Genomic DNA, 17,625 nt, shown 5'->3' on the forward strand with positions numbered 1-17,625 from the left:
AGCCTTTGGCGCTGCGCTGTTTGATCCATTGACGGGGTTTTACGGTCGATGTTGTCTACGATCTAGAGCTCGCGTGCAAGCTCCATGACGATTTCGCGAACCCATCGTTGCCCGCTGTGGCTATGGTTTCGCTCGTGCCACAACATGCTCACGCTGAAGCCCTGCACAGGGAACGGGCATTCGACAATCATGAGTGCATCGCGGTGATCGCGCACCAGCCGCTCCGGCACCAAGGCTACAAAGTCCGAGTGGGCAACGATCTCCGGCACGACCAGAAACGACGCGGCGGAAAGCGCCACCTTGCGGCGGTAGCCTAGCGCTGCGAGACCTTCGTCTACCGGGGTTGTGAAGTCCCCGCCACGTAGCGAGACGATGACATGATCAAGCTGCGCGAAGCGCTCCACGGAGAGACTGCCCCGCAGCCCGGGATGCCCTCGCCGGCCGATGAGCACGTATCGCTCATCGAAGAGATGTCGGCTGCGGAGGCTGCCAGGGCCGTGCTCGGGCGTCATCAGCGCCAGATCGACCTCGCCACCAGCCATTTGTGTTTCCAACGCAGACGGTTCGAGATGGCGCAAGGCAATCCGCAGACCGGGCGCTTGCTTTCTAAGCGCAACGGCCAACGGCCGAACCACTGCCGTCTGGAGATAGTCGGTACAGGCGATGACGACGGTGAGGTCAGCCTTTTCGGGGTTGAAGTGGCGGTGCTCGGCCAACGTGGCGCGTACTTGATCGAGCGCCTGGCGAAGCGGGCCAAGCAATTCCAGAGCTTTGGCCGTGGGCGTCATTCCACGTTGAATCGGGATCAGCAAAGGGTCATCAAACAGTTCGCGCAGGCGGCCTAACTGTGTGCTGACAGCCGGTTGGCTGAGGTGCAGGCGCTCGGCAGCGCGCGTCACGTTCTGTTCCGCCAGGAGAGTTTCCAGAGTGACCAAGAGATTGAGATCCAGCTTCTTGCTATCCATTTTTTGGATAGTAGAGGAAAAGTGTTTTTATTTCACAGATACCTGAAGCCTGTCCAAACTGCTGCTTATTCAACTATCCACGCGCTGTGAAAGCCAAGACATGCAGTTAATCAACAGAAAGAATGTCCTCATCGTTCATGCGCACCCCGAGCGGACCTCCGTGACGCACCAACTCTCCGATATCGCTTCCGAGGTGCTGAAGGCTCAAGGCCACGAGGTCTTGCACTCAGATCTGTACGGCATGGGATGGAAGGCTGTATTCGATGACCAGGACTTCCCCCAGCGAGTCAATCAGGATCGCTTGTCTTTCATCGAAGAGTCAGGGAACGCGTTCTCCAATGGTTGGCAAACGCCCGATGTCGTAGAGGAGCAGCGCAAGATTCTGGCTGCCAACGCGGTGATTCTGATTTTTCCCCTGTGGTGGTACAGCATGCCGGCCATCATGAAGGGGTGGGTGGACCGCGTGTGGGCCTTTGGCCTGGCCTACGGCTACCGAGGGGCTGGTAACACCTATCGCTACGGAGAAGGCGGCTTTGCGGGAAAGCGAGCGCTGCTGGGTGTGTCTGTGGGCGGTTCGGCCCAGGACTATTCCCCACGTGGCATCAATGGGCCCTTGGAGCAACTGCTTTTCCCCATCACGCACGGCACCCTGTTCTTTCCTGGCATGCAGGTACTACCGACTTTCGCGGTGTACGGAACTGCAGGGCTAGAAGCCAAAGGCATGGCCGAGGCCACCATGGCGTGGCGCAGCCGGGTGGAGCGGCTGTTTGAAGACGAGCCTATAGCGTTCCGTTCACAGAACGGCGGCGACTACCCGGACCGCCATGTGCTTGCAGACCACGTTGCGCCGAATCAGACTGGTTTGACAGCGCACATCGCGGATGTTTCTTGACCTCCCCGTGATGCTGGGGGAAGCCGGCTCTCCAAAACCATAGCGGTAGTTACAGGGGAAAGATCGTTGTGAGGCGGGCTGCAATCAAAACATTTGCTGTTGCAGCATGTGCAGTGCATGAGTAGGAGGGCGAGAAATTGACATAATACGCAGCAGTTGTTTCTGAGTACCTTAGGGTGTATCTATTCGCAAACCGCATGCGATTAGGCTATCCCTTTACTCATTCTGGCCTAACGGATCATCCAAGAGGAGCCGTCATATGCAACGTTCGGGATCAGTACCCATGAGAAGTGCGAGTCATTTCAGCCGCTTGAAACGGTGCATGCAAACTGCAGGGCTGATGCTGCTCGCCGCTGGTTTTCAAACGGGAGCGGTAGCCGCCTGGGTGCCGGATGCGACGATGTTGACACCGAGAGCGCAGCATGCGGGTGCGTTGCTCGATGACGGTTCTGTTGCCGTGTTCGGTGGGGTTAACCGAAATGGGTTTGTTTTGGATGCCGAGCGATTGACTAGCGGCACCTGGGCGTCCTTGGGTGTGATGGGCATCAACGGCAATGTCACGGAGGCCGTGACGTTAGGTACGGGGCAGGTTCTTGTTCGCACCGATGCAAGCAGGCAAGCACGTCTGTACGACCCGGTGACGAACGCATGGTCCGACGCGGGAATGCAGACAGTTGTGCGCGGCCTGCCTTCCATGACGCTGCTGTCAGATGGCAGAGTGCTGGTGGCCGGTGGCAGCAATGAGAGATCAGCAGAACTTTATGATCCCGTGACCCGCTCCTGGGCCGCTACGGGCAGCATGGCTACGGCGCGACGTGCCCATACTGCCGTGCTGATGCGGGATGGGCGTGTGTTGGTGGCGTCAGGAACCCAGTCAAGCGGACAGGTCCCTGGAGCGGAAATCTACGATCCGCTCACAGGCTCATGGTCACTGGCTGCACCGCCGCTGGTTCCGCGCCACTACGCAAGTATGAATCTGCTGGCTGACGGACGCCTGCTGCTGGCGGGGGGATATACGTCTGGTGGCGTGACAGGGCAATCGGAGGTGTACGACCCTGCTGCCAACACCTGGACGGCCACGGGCACGCTTAGCTTTCCGCGTAACGGCACGATGGGCTCTCCCTTGGCACATGCCACGGTGTTGGTCTCCGGCAAGGTGCTGATCGTCGGGGGCGCTGATGGAGCGCGCAATGCCCAGAAAACTGCGGAACTGTACGACCCCGCAACGGGCTTTTGGAGCAATGCAGACGTGATCACCGTGGGAAGAGAAAACGGCAACGCCCATCTTCTGCCCAGTGGCGAGGTTTTGCTGGCGGGGGGATATGAATCAAATCCTGCGACAACTTTCTTTGGAGAAGCTGCCCGCTATCAGCCAACAGTTCCCTTGGGCCCTGCCGCTGTGCTGGATGCGCTGCCGCTGCTGCAGCGTCGTGGCCAGGCACTGACCTTGACCGGAAGCGGGTTCAAGGGCGCTGGCGGCACCAGCACACCGCAACTGCATTTGCAGCGCGTGGGAAACGGCAACATCACACTCCTGAGCGCTGCATCACATACCAGCACGAGCTTCCAATCACCCGCACTGGGTGTGCTCCCTGCGGGCCTATACATGGCGCGCCTGATTGTGGATGGTGTTCCTTCTATCGCTCAGATGGTCCGTTTCACTGACCCGGCCGGCACCCCCACGGGCACCGCTGGTGACCAGCAGGTTGAGGTACGCTGGACCGCTCCCGTTGATGACCGTGGCAATCCCCCGGTGGGCTATGAAGTCACTTCCAGTCCGGCCAGTGCAGGCTGTACAGCCACTGCGCCTGCATTGCAATGCACTGTGACTGGTTTGACGAACGGCACAGACTACAGATTCACCGTGCGCGCCAGGCACGCCAATGGCCTGGGGCCGGAGTCATCCATGTCTTCGGCCATACGGCCGGTGCCAAGCTTGAGCGCACCAAACAACCCGGCCGCCGTAGCCGGAAACACCACCGCAGATGTCACCTGGCTGGCGCCAGACCATGACGGAGGCAGTGCCATCATCCGCTATACCGTGACCGCCGAGCAAGATGGCACCGGACAGTGCACGACGACTGGTGCGCTTGGATGCACGGTCACGAATCTGACCAATGGCACGAACTACAGCTTTGTGATCGTGGCCAATAACGGTGTCACAGATTCACCTGTAGCCACCACCAACGGGGTAGTTCCACAAGGCACACAGACCATCAACTTTCCCCAGCCTTCCCCGCAGATCGTGGGAGAGTCATACACGCCACAGGCCACAGCCACTTCGGGCCTTGCGGTGAGTATCAGCGTGGATAGCGGCGTTTGCACTATCGCCACGCCGGGAGTTGTGGAGTTCAGTGCTGCGGGTTCCTGCACACTGCGAGCTACCCAGACAGGGGATACAGCTTTCGTGGCTGCTCCCCCAGTCGTCAGGACGTTTGACGTCGTGTTGCCTACGCAATCGATCGTGGTGAGCTCAACGCCTAATCCATCGCTCGCCGGCCAAGAGGTGACATTCACGATCTCCGTTGAGCCGCTGGCGGGCGCGCAGGCCAACATCCTTGCCAAAGCCGCACCCGTTCCCGGGGGCACGGTAGAGATTTCAGAGGGCGGAACATTGCTAGGCTCGGCCCCGCTGGTCGCAGGCCAGGCGACCATCACCACCACGCAGCTCACCACACCGGGTTCGCACCTAATCGTTGCACGCTACAGCGGTGATGACAACTATCCTGAGCAGCGCAGTGCCGCGTTTGATCAGGTGGTTGCCGGGAGTACTACCGTCCCCGTGCCGACACTCAGTCAATGGGGGCTGATACTGCTTTCTCTGGTTGTAGGAGGATGGGCAGTAGCCCGCAGGCGCGTGTTGGGTTGAATCGGTCCGCGCTCGCCTGCGTGAACTCAAGCCGAGCGTGAGTTCTTGACTGTGCCGGGACCGCCGAGCTCCTGCTCGGCATCTCCCCTCTCCATCACCACTCACACAACTCCGTCATTCTCAGCACGGGAAAGACGGCCCCGCGCTTGCGTTCAAGATGTCACTTGGTGATCTGCTCACGAACGAAGGTGGGGACTTTGCTAGATTCGGGCACAGTGCAATTTGCTGAATCATCTTCACTGGTTTGATATAGATCTATGGCCGACATTCAACTTTTCCGTCTACAAGCCGACTCTGTCATCGAGCTGGGGAGTCATTCTGCAGCTCTGGAGAGAAATCTCCAGGCGCTTGTCGAAACTCACATGGAAACGTTTCTCGGCGTACGTTTTCTAGCGACTGAATACACCACAGGAAAAACGCATCGCGGCCGAATCGATTCCTTGGGTTTAGATGAAAACGACTGCCCCGTCATCATTGAGTACAAGCGCCACAGCAAAGAGAACGTCATCAATCAAGGCCTGTTCTACCTTGATTGGCTACTGGACCACAAGGCTGAATTCCGTTGGTTAGTCATGGAAAAGCTAGGAAAGGATGTGGCCGATGCGGTGGAGTGGGAAGGAACACGCCTGATTTGCATAGCTGCTGACTTCACCAAATACGACCAGCACGCGGTGCAGCAGATTCCACGCAACATTGAGTTGATTCGCTACAAACATTTCGGCACGGAACTCTTGTTGCTTGAGTTGGTAAATACACAAACTTCTGTAGATGCCAAGCCGATTTCTGCCAATGTGATGAAACCTGGCCCGGAGAATTCGGCTGAAGATGTGCCAAAGCCCGTGTCCAAGGACAAAAGCTTTATAGAGCAAATGGCCCTTGCACATGAAGACATTCGTGCGCTGTATGGTGAGCTGAGTTCGTTCTTGTATTCGCTGGGCGATGACGTGACGGAGAAGCAGCTACATCTGTATATGGCATTCAAGAAGCTCAAGAACTTTGCCGCCGTAGTACCGAAAGCGAACCGTTTGCAGGTGTATTTGAAGCTGGCTCCCGGCAGCGTGGCTTTAGAGACGGGTTTCAGTCGTGATGTCAGCAATGTCGGACATTGGGGGACCGGTGATGTTGAGCTGATCCTGAACACTGTTGCCGACTTAGAGAAAGCCAAGCCTCTGTTAGAACGTGCGTATCAAGAGGGGTGAGTGCAATTGGGAGCCCATGCGCATCAGAAGCAACCTATCGAGGTTGAAATCTACCGTTGAGCGTTTTGGTATTCGGCATTCCTGGGGCCGCCGAGCTCCTGCTCGGCATCTTCAAGGCCTCTAGAAGCGCCGCAATGCCGAACTGGAGCTTTGGTGGTCGCAGGCCGGTGTTACCCCATGCCTATGACCAGCTTTCCCCAAGCGCCTCAGCCTGTTGCAGCACTAATTCCACGGCAGAATCGGCGAAATCTGGTGGGTATTTGTACTTGCGTAATATGCGTTTAACCATCAGGCGGAGGCTTGCACGTACGCTTTCGCGCTTGCTCCAATCTACGGATATGTTTTTACGTAGGTTGTCGGTCAGTTCATGGGCAATTTTCTTGAGCGTCTCATCGGTCAGCTCTCTCACGGCTGATTCGTTGTTGGCTAGGGCGTCGTAAAACCGAACCTCATCGTCGGTCAAGCCCAAGACTTCGCCCCTGCTGGCGGCCTCTTTGAACTTCTTGGCCATGGCCACCAGCTCTTCCATGACCTGTGCAGTTTCGATGCTGCGGTTCTGGTAGCGGCTAATCACACTGGTGAGCATGTCAGAGAATTTGCGTTCCTGCACCACGTTGCTGGCGAACTTGGATTTGATCTCGCCCTCCAGCAGTCGCTCGAGCAATTCCACTGCCAGGTTGCGCTCGGGCAGGTTTCTTACCTGAGCCAAGAATTCGTCATCCAGCAGACCAATGTTTGGTTTTTCCAGACCCACTGCGTCGAATATGTCCACTACGCGTTCACTCACCACCGCCTGGCTAATGATCTGCCGAATAGCGGTCTCTCGCTGCGCATCGGATTTCTTCAAGGCGCTGATGTCACGCTTGGTCAAGATGACCTTCACCGCTTGCAAAAACGCCACTTCTTCCCGCAATGCCTTGGCTTCATCAAGCGTGCAGCACAGGCTGAAGGCTTTGCTCATGGCCAAGGCCGTGTCGGCAAAGCGCTGCTTGCCGTCGCGTGGGCTGCCTTTGCCTTGCGAAGGAATCCCCAACACATGGTTGGCTGCACCCGCCAAGGTCTTGTGGCCGCCCGTCAAAAAGCCGCCATAGTTGTAGCCGTGCAGAAGGGAGCGCAACACGTCCAGCTTCTCCAGCAGCACAGAAAAGGCTTCATGCGCATCGACAGTCGGCTTGCCCCGGCCCTTGCTGGCCGTGTACTCCTTCATCGCCGCCTTCAGTTCGTTCCCGATTCCAATATAGTCGACCACCAAGCCACCCTGCTTATCCTTGAACACGCGGTTCACGCGGGCAATGGCCTGCATCAGGTTGTGGCCCTTCATGGGCTTGTCTACGTACATGGTGTGTACGCAAGGCGCGTCAAAGCCCGTCAACCACATGTCGCGCACGATCACTAGGCGCAGTGGGTCGGCGGGATCCTTAAAGCGCTTTTCCAGTCGCTTCTTGACTTGGCCACTGTAAATGTGCGGGCGCAACAGAGCCTTGTCGCTGGCGCTGCCCGTCATTACGATTTTTATGGAGCCTTTCTCTGGGTCTTCGTCATGCCAGTCAGGGCGCAACTTCACGATTTCGTCGTACACGTGGACGCAAATTTCGCGGCTCATCGTCACCATCATGGCCTTGCCATCTTGAGTTTGGTTGCGCTGATCAAAATGCGCCACCAGGTCAGCCGCTACGCTTGCGATGCGCGGGGTTGCGCCACTACTTTTTCGAGCGCTGCCCATTGGCTTTTTAGCCGGGCCTGGACGCTTTCTTCTTCGTCTTCCGCCAACTCGTCTACTTCGTCGTCGATGAGAGACAGGTCTTCTTCCTTGAGTCGGAGCTTGGCTAATCGGCTTTCGTAGTAAATAGCGACGGTGGCTCCATCCTCCTTGGCCTGCTGCATGTCATAGACATGGATGTAGTCACCAAAAACGGCGCGGGTATCTCGATCAGTGCTGCTGACGGGTGTACCCGTGAAGGCCACAAAGGTGGCGTTGGGCAGCGCATCGCGCAAATGCTGCGCATAACCCACCTGATAGCTCGTTTTGTATTCCGGTGGGCTGAACTGGGCTAGCACGGCACCACTGCTGCGATGCAGGTCTCCATCTCCGGTGACGATGCTTGTATTCTCAGTTTGTGCGGGTGAATAAAAAGCGGAGGTCTGGTTCGACTTAGAACTCAACCTGCGCGTCTTGAGCTTGGCTTCAAAACCGTACTGCGTACGATGAGCCTCGTCGGCCATCACCACGATGTTTCTGCGCTCAGACAACACTGGAAACATGTCTTCGTCCTCGCCCGGCATGAACTTCTGAATGGTGGCAAACACTATGCCGCCTGAAGGCCGGTTGCTAAGCAACTGCCGCAGCTCCTGCCGCGTGTTGGCTTGCGCTGGTTGCTCACGCAGCAGGTCTTGCGCCAGACTAAATACGCCGTATAGCTGACCATCCAGATCGTTCCGGTCTGTGATCACGACGATGGTCGGGTTCTCCATCGCAGGCTCTTGCATCACGCGAGCTGCAAAACAAGTCATGGTGATGCTCTTGCCACTGCCCTGGGTGTGCCAAACCACGCCGCCCTTTCCGCGCAAACTAGCCGCACTGTCTGAGCGCGACGCGGCCACCACTTGGTCGATGGCCGCGCGCACGGCGTGGAACTGGTGGTATCCAGCTATTTTTTTGACCAATCGGTCATCTTCTTCAAACAGGACGAAGTAGCGTAGGTAGTCCAGCAGATATCGTGGAGCCAAAGCACCATGAACCATGGTTTCCAGCTCATTGAATTGGCCCAGAGGGTCAAGTTGCACGCCATCAATGGTCCGCCACTGCATGAAGCGTTCAGCGTTGGATGAGAGCGAACCCAGCCGCGCCTCGCTGCCGTCGGAGACGACCAAAACCTCGTTGTACAAAAACAGATCGGAGATTTGTTCTTTGTAGGTTTGAATCTGATCGTAGGCCTTCCAGATATCGGCCGTTTGATCAGCGGGGTTCTTCAGCTCGAGAAGTATGAGCGGCAGGCCATTCACGAACAAGACGATGTCCGGGCGTCGCGTATGGTGCGGTCCCTTGATCGTGAATTGGTTGACTGCCCAGAACTCGTTGCTTGAGGCGTTTTGCCAATCGATCAAGCGCACAAAGTCGCCGCGGGTTTCGCCATCCTTTTGGTACTGCACTGGCACGCCACTGACCAGCAGTTTGTGAAAAACTCGGTTGGCACTCAACAGCGACGGAATGCCTAAATTCATCACCTGCCGGAGCGCATCTTCCAGGGCGGCAGTTGGGACCTGTGGATTCAACCGCTCTACAGCTGCGCGCAGGCGAGGCAGGAGGATGACCTCACGGTAGTTCCCCCGCTGTGGGTTACTGCCGTCATGGGCAATGTTTAGGCCGTTGTGCACCGAGTAGCCTACGGTAGCCAACCAGGCCAATGTTTCTTGCTCCAACTGGTCTTCGGTCACGTAGTGCCCTCCCTTATGTTCATGTCATCGACATGATTTTTTAATATGTTTATTTTTTATAGAAAAATCGACATATCCTGCGAATCTGTCGATTCCATCATCATTTCAAAAGCTCGGCAAACAAGGCGTCATTGATGTAGTAAATCTCGCGCCCTTGCTTACTGGCACGGAGAAAACCCAAATTTGCCAAGGTCTGTAAGTAAGCGGATGCCGTCTGACGCTTGGCAATGTTCGCTTCGACCACGAACTGAATCTTGGTGTATGGATGCCGGAAAATGACCTCAATGAGATCCTTGCTGTAAATGCTCGGGGCTTGCTGCTGTACTTGTCCGCGTACTTGCTCCATGAGTGCCCGGATACGCATCACTTGATCAAAGGTCTGTTGAGCCGTGCTTTCCACGGCCTTCAGCATGTACACCACCCAGGTTTCCCAGTCCTGTCGCTCAGTCACGCCCCGCAGCCCCTCGTAATACGCAGCTCTGTTGGCAATGATGTAGCGCGATAAGAACAGCACCGGAATGTCCAGCAGCTTCTGTTCCACCAAGTACAGCAGGTTCAAGATGCGGCCTGTGCGTCCGTTGCCATCTTCAAATGGGTGAATAGCCTCGAACTGGTAATGCATCACCGCCATCTTGATCAGCGGGTCCAGACCATCGTCGGCATGAATGAAACGCTCCAGGTCAGACAGCTTGTCTCGAATCACTGCGTCGCCAACAGGCGGCGTGTAGACGACATTCCCACGAACGTCTTTCAGCGCGGTGCCAGGCACCCGGCGCACGCCGATGTCCACTTCCTTGATGATGCGGACAATATCGATGAACAAATTGGTGCTAAGCGGGCGTTGGCCTAGTTCATGGAAGCCAAATTTTAGCGCCTGGCGGTAACGCAGCACCTCTTTGGTGTGCGGGTCGGCTTTGCCGTCAGGGTCTACATCGGCGCGGTAAAGCTCATCGTTCGTGGTGACGATGTTTTCAATCTCCGACGACAGCCGCGCTTCTTGTAGCACGATGCTATTGATTAGCACCGCTTGGTTGGGAATCTGCGCTGCCAGTCCGCGCAGGTTGGCCAACACCCGATTGGCAGCAATGGCTTGCTTCAAAACCGCCTTGCTCTCCAAATCCACGGCGGGTGGTAGCAGGGGCAGATCGTTGTAAGGCTGGCTGCGGTCAAAGGGCATGCAAATGCAATCTTGGCTTGGTCAGATGTGTACAGAAATTTAGGATTTCTATACATGTTAGCCGCGATATGTATAAAAACACGTGGTGTTTAAACCTATTCAACTCTCCCCGCTCGCCCCAAGTCTGTGACTAGACATGGTCTTGGCGAGCTAGTAGTGGTGGTTCAGACTTAGGCAACCAGGGCGTCTGCCTCGGGCAGAAGCAGCTGTCCGGAAATCAGCCGGGGAAGTAACGAGTCCCGGAGAGATATAAGGGTTTGGGCTTGCCTTTCGTTTTCGACCAATCGCTGAAACAATGTCCCGGCTGCATCAACAAATGCCTGAATCACTTGAGCCGGGGGAATCAGGGCCGGCATAGGGCGAAAAGCCTTTTTGCTAATTTCCATGAAAGTCGAACCGTTTGCCCGAGCCTTGATTCCTTCCATGTTTTGAGCGCACCAGAAATACATGTAAAGAGGCGGCAACAATCCGCCAGGGAGCAAAGCGATATAGCCCTGATTGATGGCTAACGGTACTTGAGCCAACGCTAGATAACCAATGGGGGCTCGCGATGACATCAGTAACGATCCAACGGGCAGTAAGCCAGAGCCTATTTTGGCAAGGCCCTGAGCACTAAGCTTTCGCTCTGTGTCGAGCAAGAGCGGAGCTGCGATGCCTGAAAGATCTTTGGGTGTCGTCCAGCAATGGATGCCAGGCTCCCAAAAGAGTGGATTTTTCGTATCAGGTGTTGCGCCACCGACAGCTTCGGCAACATCACCAACAGGTATGACTCGCCATCCCCTCGGCACAACCCCCAACTCCGACTCTTCAAACCCATCCGGAAACAACGCCGCCGTGGCCTCATCCATGCCTTCAGGGGCGCGGCCTTCCATCTTGGCGCGCACGGGGTCGAAATCGACAAACCAAGACTTGAACAGCGTCTGGGCAATGGCTTCGAGCGTGGCATTGGTTTCGCGCAGGAGGGTGATGCGGTCATCAAGTACGCCGAGAAAATTAGCAATTTCCTTTTGTGCAGCATGCGAAGGGACCGTAACCAACGCCTCGTGCAGGTGGTTGCGGTTCACACCAGGGACCGCAGCCTTGTCGGAATAGGCCAAGAAATCTAACGTCTTAAGGAAGTAGTGAATGAACTTGGGTTCATTCCCCTTGAAATTTCGAACGTAGAGTGTCGTGTTTAAAGGCCAAAAATCCTCTTCGATATAGAACACTTGGCCGATTGTTCCGTATCGGCCAGTTACTACGCCGGGGCCCTTAACCATAGCGACGTCATGCTGGTCACTGACTCCAGAGGATGAAACCAGTGGCACTGAGCCGCTTTGGCGCTTGGCTTGCGGAAGATCGTAGCCCCGTTTCAGCTCAACGAAACTACCAAGTTTTCCGGTTGACCACTTAGAACTCATATCCCAATCCCCCCAACTTCAAACGAATCAGCTCGTCCAATTCAGCACCCTTAGTCATCTGTTCGCTCAGCTTTCCAGTCAACTTCTGCATCTTGTCCGCAAAGGCTTCGTCGTCGTCTTCCACATCTTCAGCACCCACGTACCGCCCAGGGGTGAGCACATGGCCGTGCTGCGCAATCTCTGCGAGGGACACGCTACGGCAGAAACCCGCTACATCTTGGTATTCGGTGACGGTAGCGCCAGATTCGACCTCGCCGCGCCAGGCAGCCACGGTTTCAGCGATGCGTGCAATCGCACCCTCATCTAGCTCGCCCTGCACCCGTGAAATCATCTTGGCTTGCTTGCGGGCGTCAATAAATAACACCTCCCCCTTGCGCTTCTTCTGCTTGGCCAAGAACCACAGGCAGGCGGGAATCTGAGTGTTGAAGAACAACTGCCCCGGTAGGGCAATCATCACCTCGACCACATCGGCATCGACCATGGCCGCGCGGATGACACCTTCGTTGTTCTGACTGGAGCTCATGGAGCCGTTGGCCAGCACAATACCTGCACGCCCATTAGGCTTAAGGTGGTGCAACATGTGCTGTAGCCAGGCGTAGTTGGCGTTACCCTGCGGTGGATCACCATATATCCAGCGCGGGTCTCCCTCCAGACTGCCGTGCCACCAGTCGCTGATGTTGAAAGGCGGGTTGGCCAGAATGAAGTCGGCGCGAAGATCTTTGTGCTGGTTGCGGGTAAAGGTGTCGCCGGGTTCTTTGCCCAGGTTGAAGTCGATGCCACGAATCGCCAGGTTCATAGCCGCCAGGCGCCAGGTGGTGGGGTTGGCCTCTTGCCCGTAAATGGACACATCGCCCAGTTTGCCGCCGTGGGCTTCGATGAAGCGCTCTGACTGCACGAACATGCCACCCGAGCCGCAGCAAGGGTCGTAGACTTGTCCGTGGTGCGGGGCCAGTACGGCGACCAGTGTTTTGACGATGCTGGCCGGCGTGTAGAACTGCCCACCGCGCTTGCCTTCGGCATTGGCAAACATGCCTAAGAAGTATTCGTACACTTGGCCCAGCACGTCGCGGGCAATGCTGGGGTTGTCACCAAACCCGATGGTGGAGACCAAATCCACCAGTTCTCCCAACTTGCCGTCGGGCAATTGCGCACGGGCAAAGCGTTTGTCAAGAATGCCTTTGAGCTTGGGGTTCTCGCCCTCAATCAGGGTTAGCGCGTCATCAATCTGTTTGCCAATGTCCGGCCGCTTGGCCACGTTGCGCAGGGTCTCCCAGCGGGCGCCTTCGGACACCCAGAACACATTGGCCGAGGTGTAGTAGTCGCGGTCGTCCAGTTCTGCATTTAGGTCTTCAGGGCTGGCATCACCGTAGTAATACTCGTCGTCAGGGTCGCTCAAGCGGGTGGCGACTTCGGCACGGCGGGCTGCAAAGGTGTCGCTGATGTACTTAAGGAAGATGAGGCCGAGCACGAGGTGCTTGTATTCCGCAGCGTCCATGTTGGCGCGCAGTTTGTCGGCGGTGGCCCAGAGTGTTTTTTTGATGTCGTCGAGCATGAGAGAGTTTTCTTGCTACCGTTAGCGCGCACGACAGAAGCATAGCGTGCTAGCGACTCTCTTCACCAGATTCCCGCACAATAAAGCAACGCCTCGACACTACGAGTGCGCAGTGCCTAGATCCTGGCCTTATAAGGTGCGACCAGTCGACGTACTTGGGTGCTTGCGCTTGGTTTCGTCGTTCTGTCCACGGTCACTATGATGAATTGATCGCTCCAGGTTCAAGCCAGCTATCGGTCCAGGCGCCTAAATGTCCTCACGGCCATCTCTATCCGACCTCAACAGTCTGACTGAGGCCCATTGCTCCCGAATAACTCTACGGTGTTGACCCGGCTGGGAATTGCCCCTAATTCGCGACAAGCATGGTAAATCTACTTCCGTAGCGCAGAGCTTGGAACGCGCCCTAGTCGAAGCGAAAGGGCTTCCGGTTTCGTTTCGGAACTCGCAGCAACCAGGGCGTTCGTCAATTGGAATTCTCTACTCTGAGTACGAGCATTGCCACTTCGCCATGTCGTTCATCTTTGAGTAGGGGGTCTAGGCGACTGTTGATTCGATCGAACCGCAAGGTATGCGCAAGTGTTGATGAAATTCCCAACCTGCAGGGGTCGGAGCTTTCAGCCGAATTCTGTACATCTCACTATCGACGAATACAGTAGGTTGCCGAGGCCGGTGGCAAGATGCGCGTGCTCGATTTAACTCAGACTGAAGCGGTAGTTGCTATCAAAGAGGTCTGAGAGGGGTACGGCGCTCACGTTGGGCAGCATCGGTATCCTCGACTACTCCGCCTCTGTGGCGCGCGCTGCCACGGGTCTGAACAGTTAGATCGCAGTCCACCCCGATATGCCCAAAGGCCCTATACCGAGTAGGCTAGCTGCCGACTTCAACGCGGAGTGGCCTAGGCTGATACGCGAGACATAAGTTGTTCGTTTGCCGTTAGCGTAGCCAGCCTTCTCATAGGCATTGAATGCGTCAAGTATTGGGTGCCATCTATGCGGGTTCACTGGTTCGTGCTGCGCTCACGAGGGCATTTCCTTCTGCGTCGGCGCGGTACTTTCATACGGGTGCCCATCAAGGAGCGCTCTCTCGAAATCTACGGCGACGAGAAGCGGCTGGACGCGATGTGTACCGGAGACACGCTGTTCTCGGGGCGGCTGCCTCTGGAGAGAATCGGCTGCTTTCGCGTGCCGCAGCCTTTGCCCTACCGGGTCGCTGATGCGCCAGGGCGTCCCGTTCTGGTGGTCGAGAACCACAACACCTACTGGAGCTTCGGCGAGTGGAACCAAACGGTGCGGCAATACGCTGCTGTCATTTACGGCGGCGGGCAGAACTTTCGCCTCACGGGGCGCGCACTCGACCAAGCGATACGTGAGACGCAGGCCTTTGGGGCCGAATACTTTGGTGACCTGGACCCCAAGGGCGTCTCGATTCCGCTGGACTTCAATCGCACGGTCGAGCCCGGGTTCACAGAGGTCACTGCAGCGCTTCCGCTTTACCGATGGCTGCTGAGCAACGACGTCCATCGAGAGAAATCGGAATGCCGCTCTTTCGTCCCAGACTTGGCACCAAAGTGGCTGGGTGCAACGATGGCCGTCGAATTGGAATCGCTCTGGTCAGCCGGTCTTTGGCTTCCGCAAGAGGCGCTGGGCATCGAACAGCTACAGCGCTTCTGATGGCCCTTACCTTGTGCCCGTGCAAGGACACGAGGGGGTGCGGCACCAAGCATCATATGAACTGCCGGCATGAGCTTTTCGACCCAATCTGAGCGATGGGAGGCGAGCGCGGCCGCATTAAAAACGATGTTCCTGGATGTTCCAAAATTTCTGAGGCAGACGGCGCATCTGCTATATTTGCCACACCTTGGAACATCGGAGTGTCAGTATGGCTCAGTCTTACGTCGCAACAGCAAAACAGAACCCTGGTCGGCAGGCGTGGCTGGTGGAGTTTCGGCACCCTCTACGCCTGGATGCGGCTGACAAGCCGGGCAAAAAGACCCGCAAGGGACTTGGAACCAGTGAAGGTGATCGCGCCCAGCTCCTGGTCGGGCAATTGAACCAACTCCTTGCCACCGAGGCTCTCTGGTCGCTGGGTGCACGGGGCGAGGCAGAAAAGCTCTTTGACCCCGCTGTGGTGGAAATCTTCTACAGCGAAATTGAGCCTCGAACCTCCGACGCCCGTCCGTTGCGCGACAAGCTGCTGCCATTCCCGAAGCGCGAGGACGGGTACGCCAAGGTGGCCATGCTCGGCGTTCCAGGTGCGGGCAAGACAACCCTGGTGAGGCAGCTGATTGGAGCGCACCCCAAACGCGAAGCCTTCCCGTCGACCTCTATGAACCGGACCACAACGTTCCCGACAGAACTGGTGCTCCACCCCGGTCCCTACCAAGCCGTGGTGACGTTCATGTCGGAGCATGAAACCCGCTTCGAAGTCGAAGAATGTGTGTCGGCGGCCATCGTGGATGCCGTCGACGGCGACATTGCCCTTGTCGCACGCACCTTCCTTGAGAAGAGCGACATGCGGTTCCGCCTCAAATACATGCTGGGCGATCTGGAGGTGGATGCCCTGGAAGACGATCCGTATGCAGATTCGCCTGAAGACGACACGCCACCTGACGGCGAAGAGGCGCTATCCGTAGGCGCCGATGAGAGGCAACGCAATGCCGCAACCGTTCGCGGCTACATCGATCGGTTGCTTGCGATTGCCGCCAAGTGCCGCGCAAACGTCGAAGCGGACTTGGGACCGCTCGCCGAAATGATCCCGGCGGACCGAGCCGCAGCGCTCGACCTCATCGAGGAACAGGCAGACACTGGAGAAGACTTCCTCGAACTGGTTTCAGCCATCCTCGACGAACTTCGCAGCAAGTTCGACGGTGTCACCGCGGCTGGCAAGTTTGACAAAACAACAACCGGCTGGCCGCGGGCCTGGTTGAGCACGGCCAAGCTAAACGGGCGCACTGACTTCCTGGCTGGCCTACGCTTCTTCTCGGGCATCAGCGACCGCTCCTGGGGGAGGCTGCTGACGCCACTGGTCAACGGCATGCGCGTGCAAGGCCCGTTCAAGGCCGACTGGGCCACCGTTGAGCCTCGCTTGGTGTTGATAGACACAGAAGGACTTGGCCACAAGGCCAACTCGACCGCCGATCTGCCGGAGCAGACCGCAACGCTGCTGCATGAGGTTGACGTCATCCTTCTGGTCGACAGTGCCAAGAATGGCCTGACAAACTACGCTGCAGGCAAGGCCCTTGAGAGCGTCGCGAACTCTGGCCTGACGCGCAAGCTCGCCATGGTGTTTACGCATATGGACATGGCATCCGCATCTGGGCTGAAAGGTCAGCGCCTCCATGACCAGGTCTTCTCCGGACTGCGCAACGTGGTGGACAACCAGCTCGCGAAGTCGATGACCCCAGAGTCCGCTCGCTTTCTGCTGGACCGCCTGCAGCAGCAGACCTACTACGTTGGTCGCATCGACCGTGCAGAGGCCAAAGGCGCGGAGCCCGAGCTCAATCGACTTCTGGACCATCTGATGGCAGAGCAGCCGCCTGTCATCAAGCCGGTGTCTGTTCCTGAGTACAACCACGCGTTCCTCCTCATGGCGGTACAAGAGGCCGCCCAGGACTTCCGACGCCAATGGCAAGGCATTCTGGGCATCGCCACCAATTCCGACCACAAACCGCGGTCCTGGCAGACCATCAAGGCGCTCAGTCGGCGCTACGCCGAGAACTGGGGGGAGAACTTCGAGCTGCGGCCGACGGCCAACTTGCGAACAACGCTGGAGGCTGCCGTGTCGCGATTCCTCGAGAGCCCCATCGCGTGGTCGGGCGATCCGACCCCAGAACAAAAGCGGGACGCCATCGAACGGCTGAAGACCGCGGTGACGCGCCAGTTGCCCGACCTTGCACGCAAGCGTCTGCGCGAGCAGCCGCAGCCCGCCTGGCAAGAAGCTTGGGCGCCGCGCGGCGCGGGCAGTACCGTGACACGCCGCATCCGTATCGAAGGCATCTACCAGCGTCAAGTGCCCATTCCTGACGCCCGTGGGGACAAGTTGGTCCTTGAGTTCATGAACGAGATGGAGGCCGCTGTGCAGCACGCCCTGGCCGAGTTCGAGGCAGAGGTGAAAGCAGAGCAGTCCTGAGAATACCC

The 17,625-nt window shown here is 57.3% G+C and carries 11 protein-coding genes; 5 read left to right on the forward strand and 6 right to left on the reverse strand.

Annotated elements, in window-relative coordinates; all coding sequences use genetic code 11:
* Positions 1-62: 62 nt before the first annotated feature.
* Positions 63-965, reverse strand: a complete 903-nt coding sequence (locus tag G518_RS0118855) for a LysR family transcriptional regulator (RefSeq protein WP_028603871.1) — start codon at positions 963-965, stop codon at positions 63-65.
* Positions 966-1,065: 100 nt separating this feature from the next.
* Between G518_RS0118855 and G518_RS0118860 the strand changes: the two genes are divergently transcribed.
* The 3 genes from G518_RS0118860 to G518_RS0118870 all read left to right on the forward strand — a co-directional run bounded on the left by G518_RS0118860 (position 1,066) and on the right by G518_RS0118870 (position 5,925).
* Positions 1,066-1,857 (forward strand): NAD(P)H-dependent oxidoreductase, encoded by a 792-nt coding sequence (locus tag G518_RS0118860; RefSeq protein WP_028603872.1) that lies wholly within the window; start codon positions 1,066-1,068, stop codon positions 1,855-1,857.
* A gap of 322 nt (positions 1,858-2,179) precedes the next feature.
* Positions 2,180-4,726, forward strand: a complete 2,547-nt coding sequence (locus G518_RS38640) for an IPTL-CTERM sorting domain-containing protein (RefSeq protein ID WP_051237024.1) — start codon at positions 2,180-2,182, stop codon at positions 4,724-4,726.
* 257 nt (positions 4,727-4,983) lie between these two features.
* Complete coding sequence (locus tag G518_RS0118870; protein ID WP_028603873.1) at positions 4,984-5,925, forward strand: DUF5655 domain-containing protein; 942 nt, start codon at positions 4,984-4,986, stop codon at positions 5,923-5,925.
* A gap of 181 nt (positions 5,926-6,106) precedes the next feature.
* Here the strand turns inward: G518_RS0118870 and G518_RS41070 are convergent, their stop codons facing one another.
* The 5 genes from G518_RS41070 to G518_RS0118890 form a co-directional block, all read right to left on the reverse strand.
* A complete protein-coding gene (locus G518_RS41070) occupies positions 6,107-7,528 on the reverse strand; it encodes a type I restriction enzyme endonuclease domain-containing protein (RefSeq protein WP_245598028.1) in 1,422 nt (473 codons plus the stop codon).
* A 68-nt stretch (positions 7,529-7,596) separates the two neighbouring features.
* Positions 7,597-9,360, reverse strand: coding sequence for a type I restriction endonuclease subunit R (locus tag G518_RS41075; RefSeq protein ID WP_245598030.1), 1,764 nt, complete (start codon positions 9,358-9,360; stop codon positions 7,597-7,599).
* A 100-nt stretch (positions 9,361-9,460) separates the two neighbouring features.
* A complete protein-coding gene (locus G518_RS0118880) occupies positions 9,461-10,537 on the reverse strand; it encodes a Fic family protein (protein ID WP_028603874.1) in 1,077 nt (358 codons plus the stop codon).
* A 170-nt stretch (positions 10,538-10,707) separates the two neighbouring features.
* A complete protein-coding gene (locus G518_RS0118885; RefSeq protein ID WP_028603875.1) occupies positions 10,708-11,937 on the reverse strand; it encodes a restriction endonuclease subunit S in 1,230 nt (409 codons plus the stop codon).
* A complete protein-coding gene (locus G518_RS0118890) occupies positions 11,927-13,489 on the reverse strand; it encodes a class I SAM-dependent DNA methyltransferase (RefSeq protein WP_028603876.1) in 1,563 nt (520 codons plus the stop codon). The genes G518_RS0118885 and G518_RS0118890 overlap by 11 nt, the downstream gene beginning before the upstream one ends.
* 989 nt (positions 13,490-14,478) lie before the next feature.
* Between G518_RS0118890 and G518_RS35895 the strand changes: the two genes are divergently transcribed.
* Together G518_RS35895 and G518_RS0118900 are read left to right on the forward strand one after the other, a co-directional pair.
* Positions 14,479-15,159 carry a Wadjet anti-phage system protein JetD domain-containing protein gene (locus G518_RS35895; RefSeq protein ID WP_051237026.1) on the forward strand — a complete coding sequence of 227 codons (681 nt, stop codon included), beginning with the start codon at positions 14,479-14,481 and terminating at the stop codon, positions 15,157-15,159.
* Between the two features lie 208 nt (positions 15,160-15,367).
* Entirely contained in the window at positions 15,368-17,617 is a 2,250-nt protein-coding gene (locus tag G518_RS0118900; RefSeq protein WP_028603877.1) for a P-loop NTPase family protein, read from the forward strand.
* Positions 17,618-17,625 lie beyond the last annotated feature (8 nt).

Source organism: Ottowia thiooxydans DSM 14619 (assembly GCF_000422885.1).
Classification (GTDB): domain Bacteria; phylum Pseudomonadota; class Gammaproteobacteria; order Burkholderiales; family Burkholderiaceae_C; genus Ottowia; species Ottowia thiooxydans.

Excerpts from the sequence above, each read along its gene's own strand:
- G518_RS0118855 (WP_028603871.1), bottom strand. The coding sequence starts at position 965 with ATGGATAGCAAGAAGCTGGATCTCAATCTCTTGGTCACTCTGGAAACT.
- G518_RS0118860 (WP_028603872.1), top strand. The coding sequence starts at position 1,066 with ATGCAGTTAATCAACAGAAAGAATGTCCTCATCGTTCATGCGCACCCC.
- G518_RS38640 (WP_051237024.1), top strand. The coding sequence starts at position 2,180 with ATGCAAACTGCAGGGCTGATGCTGCTCGCCGCTGGTTTTCAAACGGGA.
- G518_RS0118870 (WP_028603873.1), top strand. The coding sequence starts at position 4,984 with ATGGCCGACATTCAACTTTTCCGTCTACAAGCCGACTCTGTCATCGAG.
- G518_RS41070 (WP_245598028.1), bottom strand. The coding sequence starts at position 7,528 with ATGAGCCGCGAAATTTGCGTCCACGTGTACGACGAAATCGTGAAGTTG.
- G518_RS0118880 (WP_028603874.1), bottom strand. The coding sequence starts at position 10,537 with ATGCCCTTTGACCGCAGCCAGCCTTACAACGATCTGCCCCTGCTACCA.
- G518_RS0118885 (WP_028603875.1), bottom strand. The coding sequence starts at position 11,937 with ATGAGTTCTAAGTGGTCAACCGGAAAACTTGGTAGTTTCGTTGAGCTG.
- G518_RS0118890 (WP_028603876.1), bottom strand. The coding sequence starts at position 13,489 with ATGCTCGACGACATCAAAAAAACACTCTGGGCCACCGCCGACAAACTG.
- G518_RS35895 (WP_051237026.1), top strand. The coding sequence starts at position 14,479 with ATGCGGGTTCACTGGTTCGTGCTGCGCTCACGAGGGCATTTCCTTCTG.
- G518_RS0118900 (WP_028603877.1), top strand. The coding sequence starts at position 15,368 with ATGGCTCAGTCTTACGTCGCAACAGCAAAACAGAACCCTGGTCGGCAG.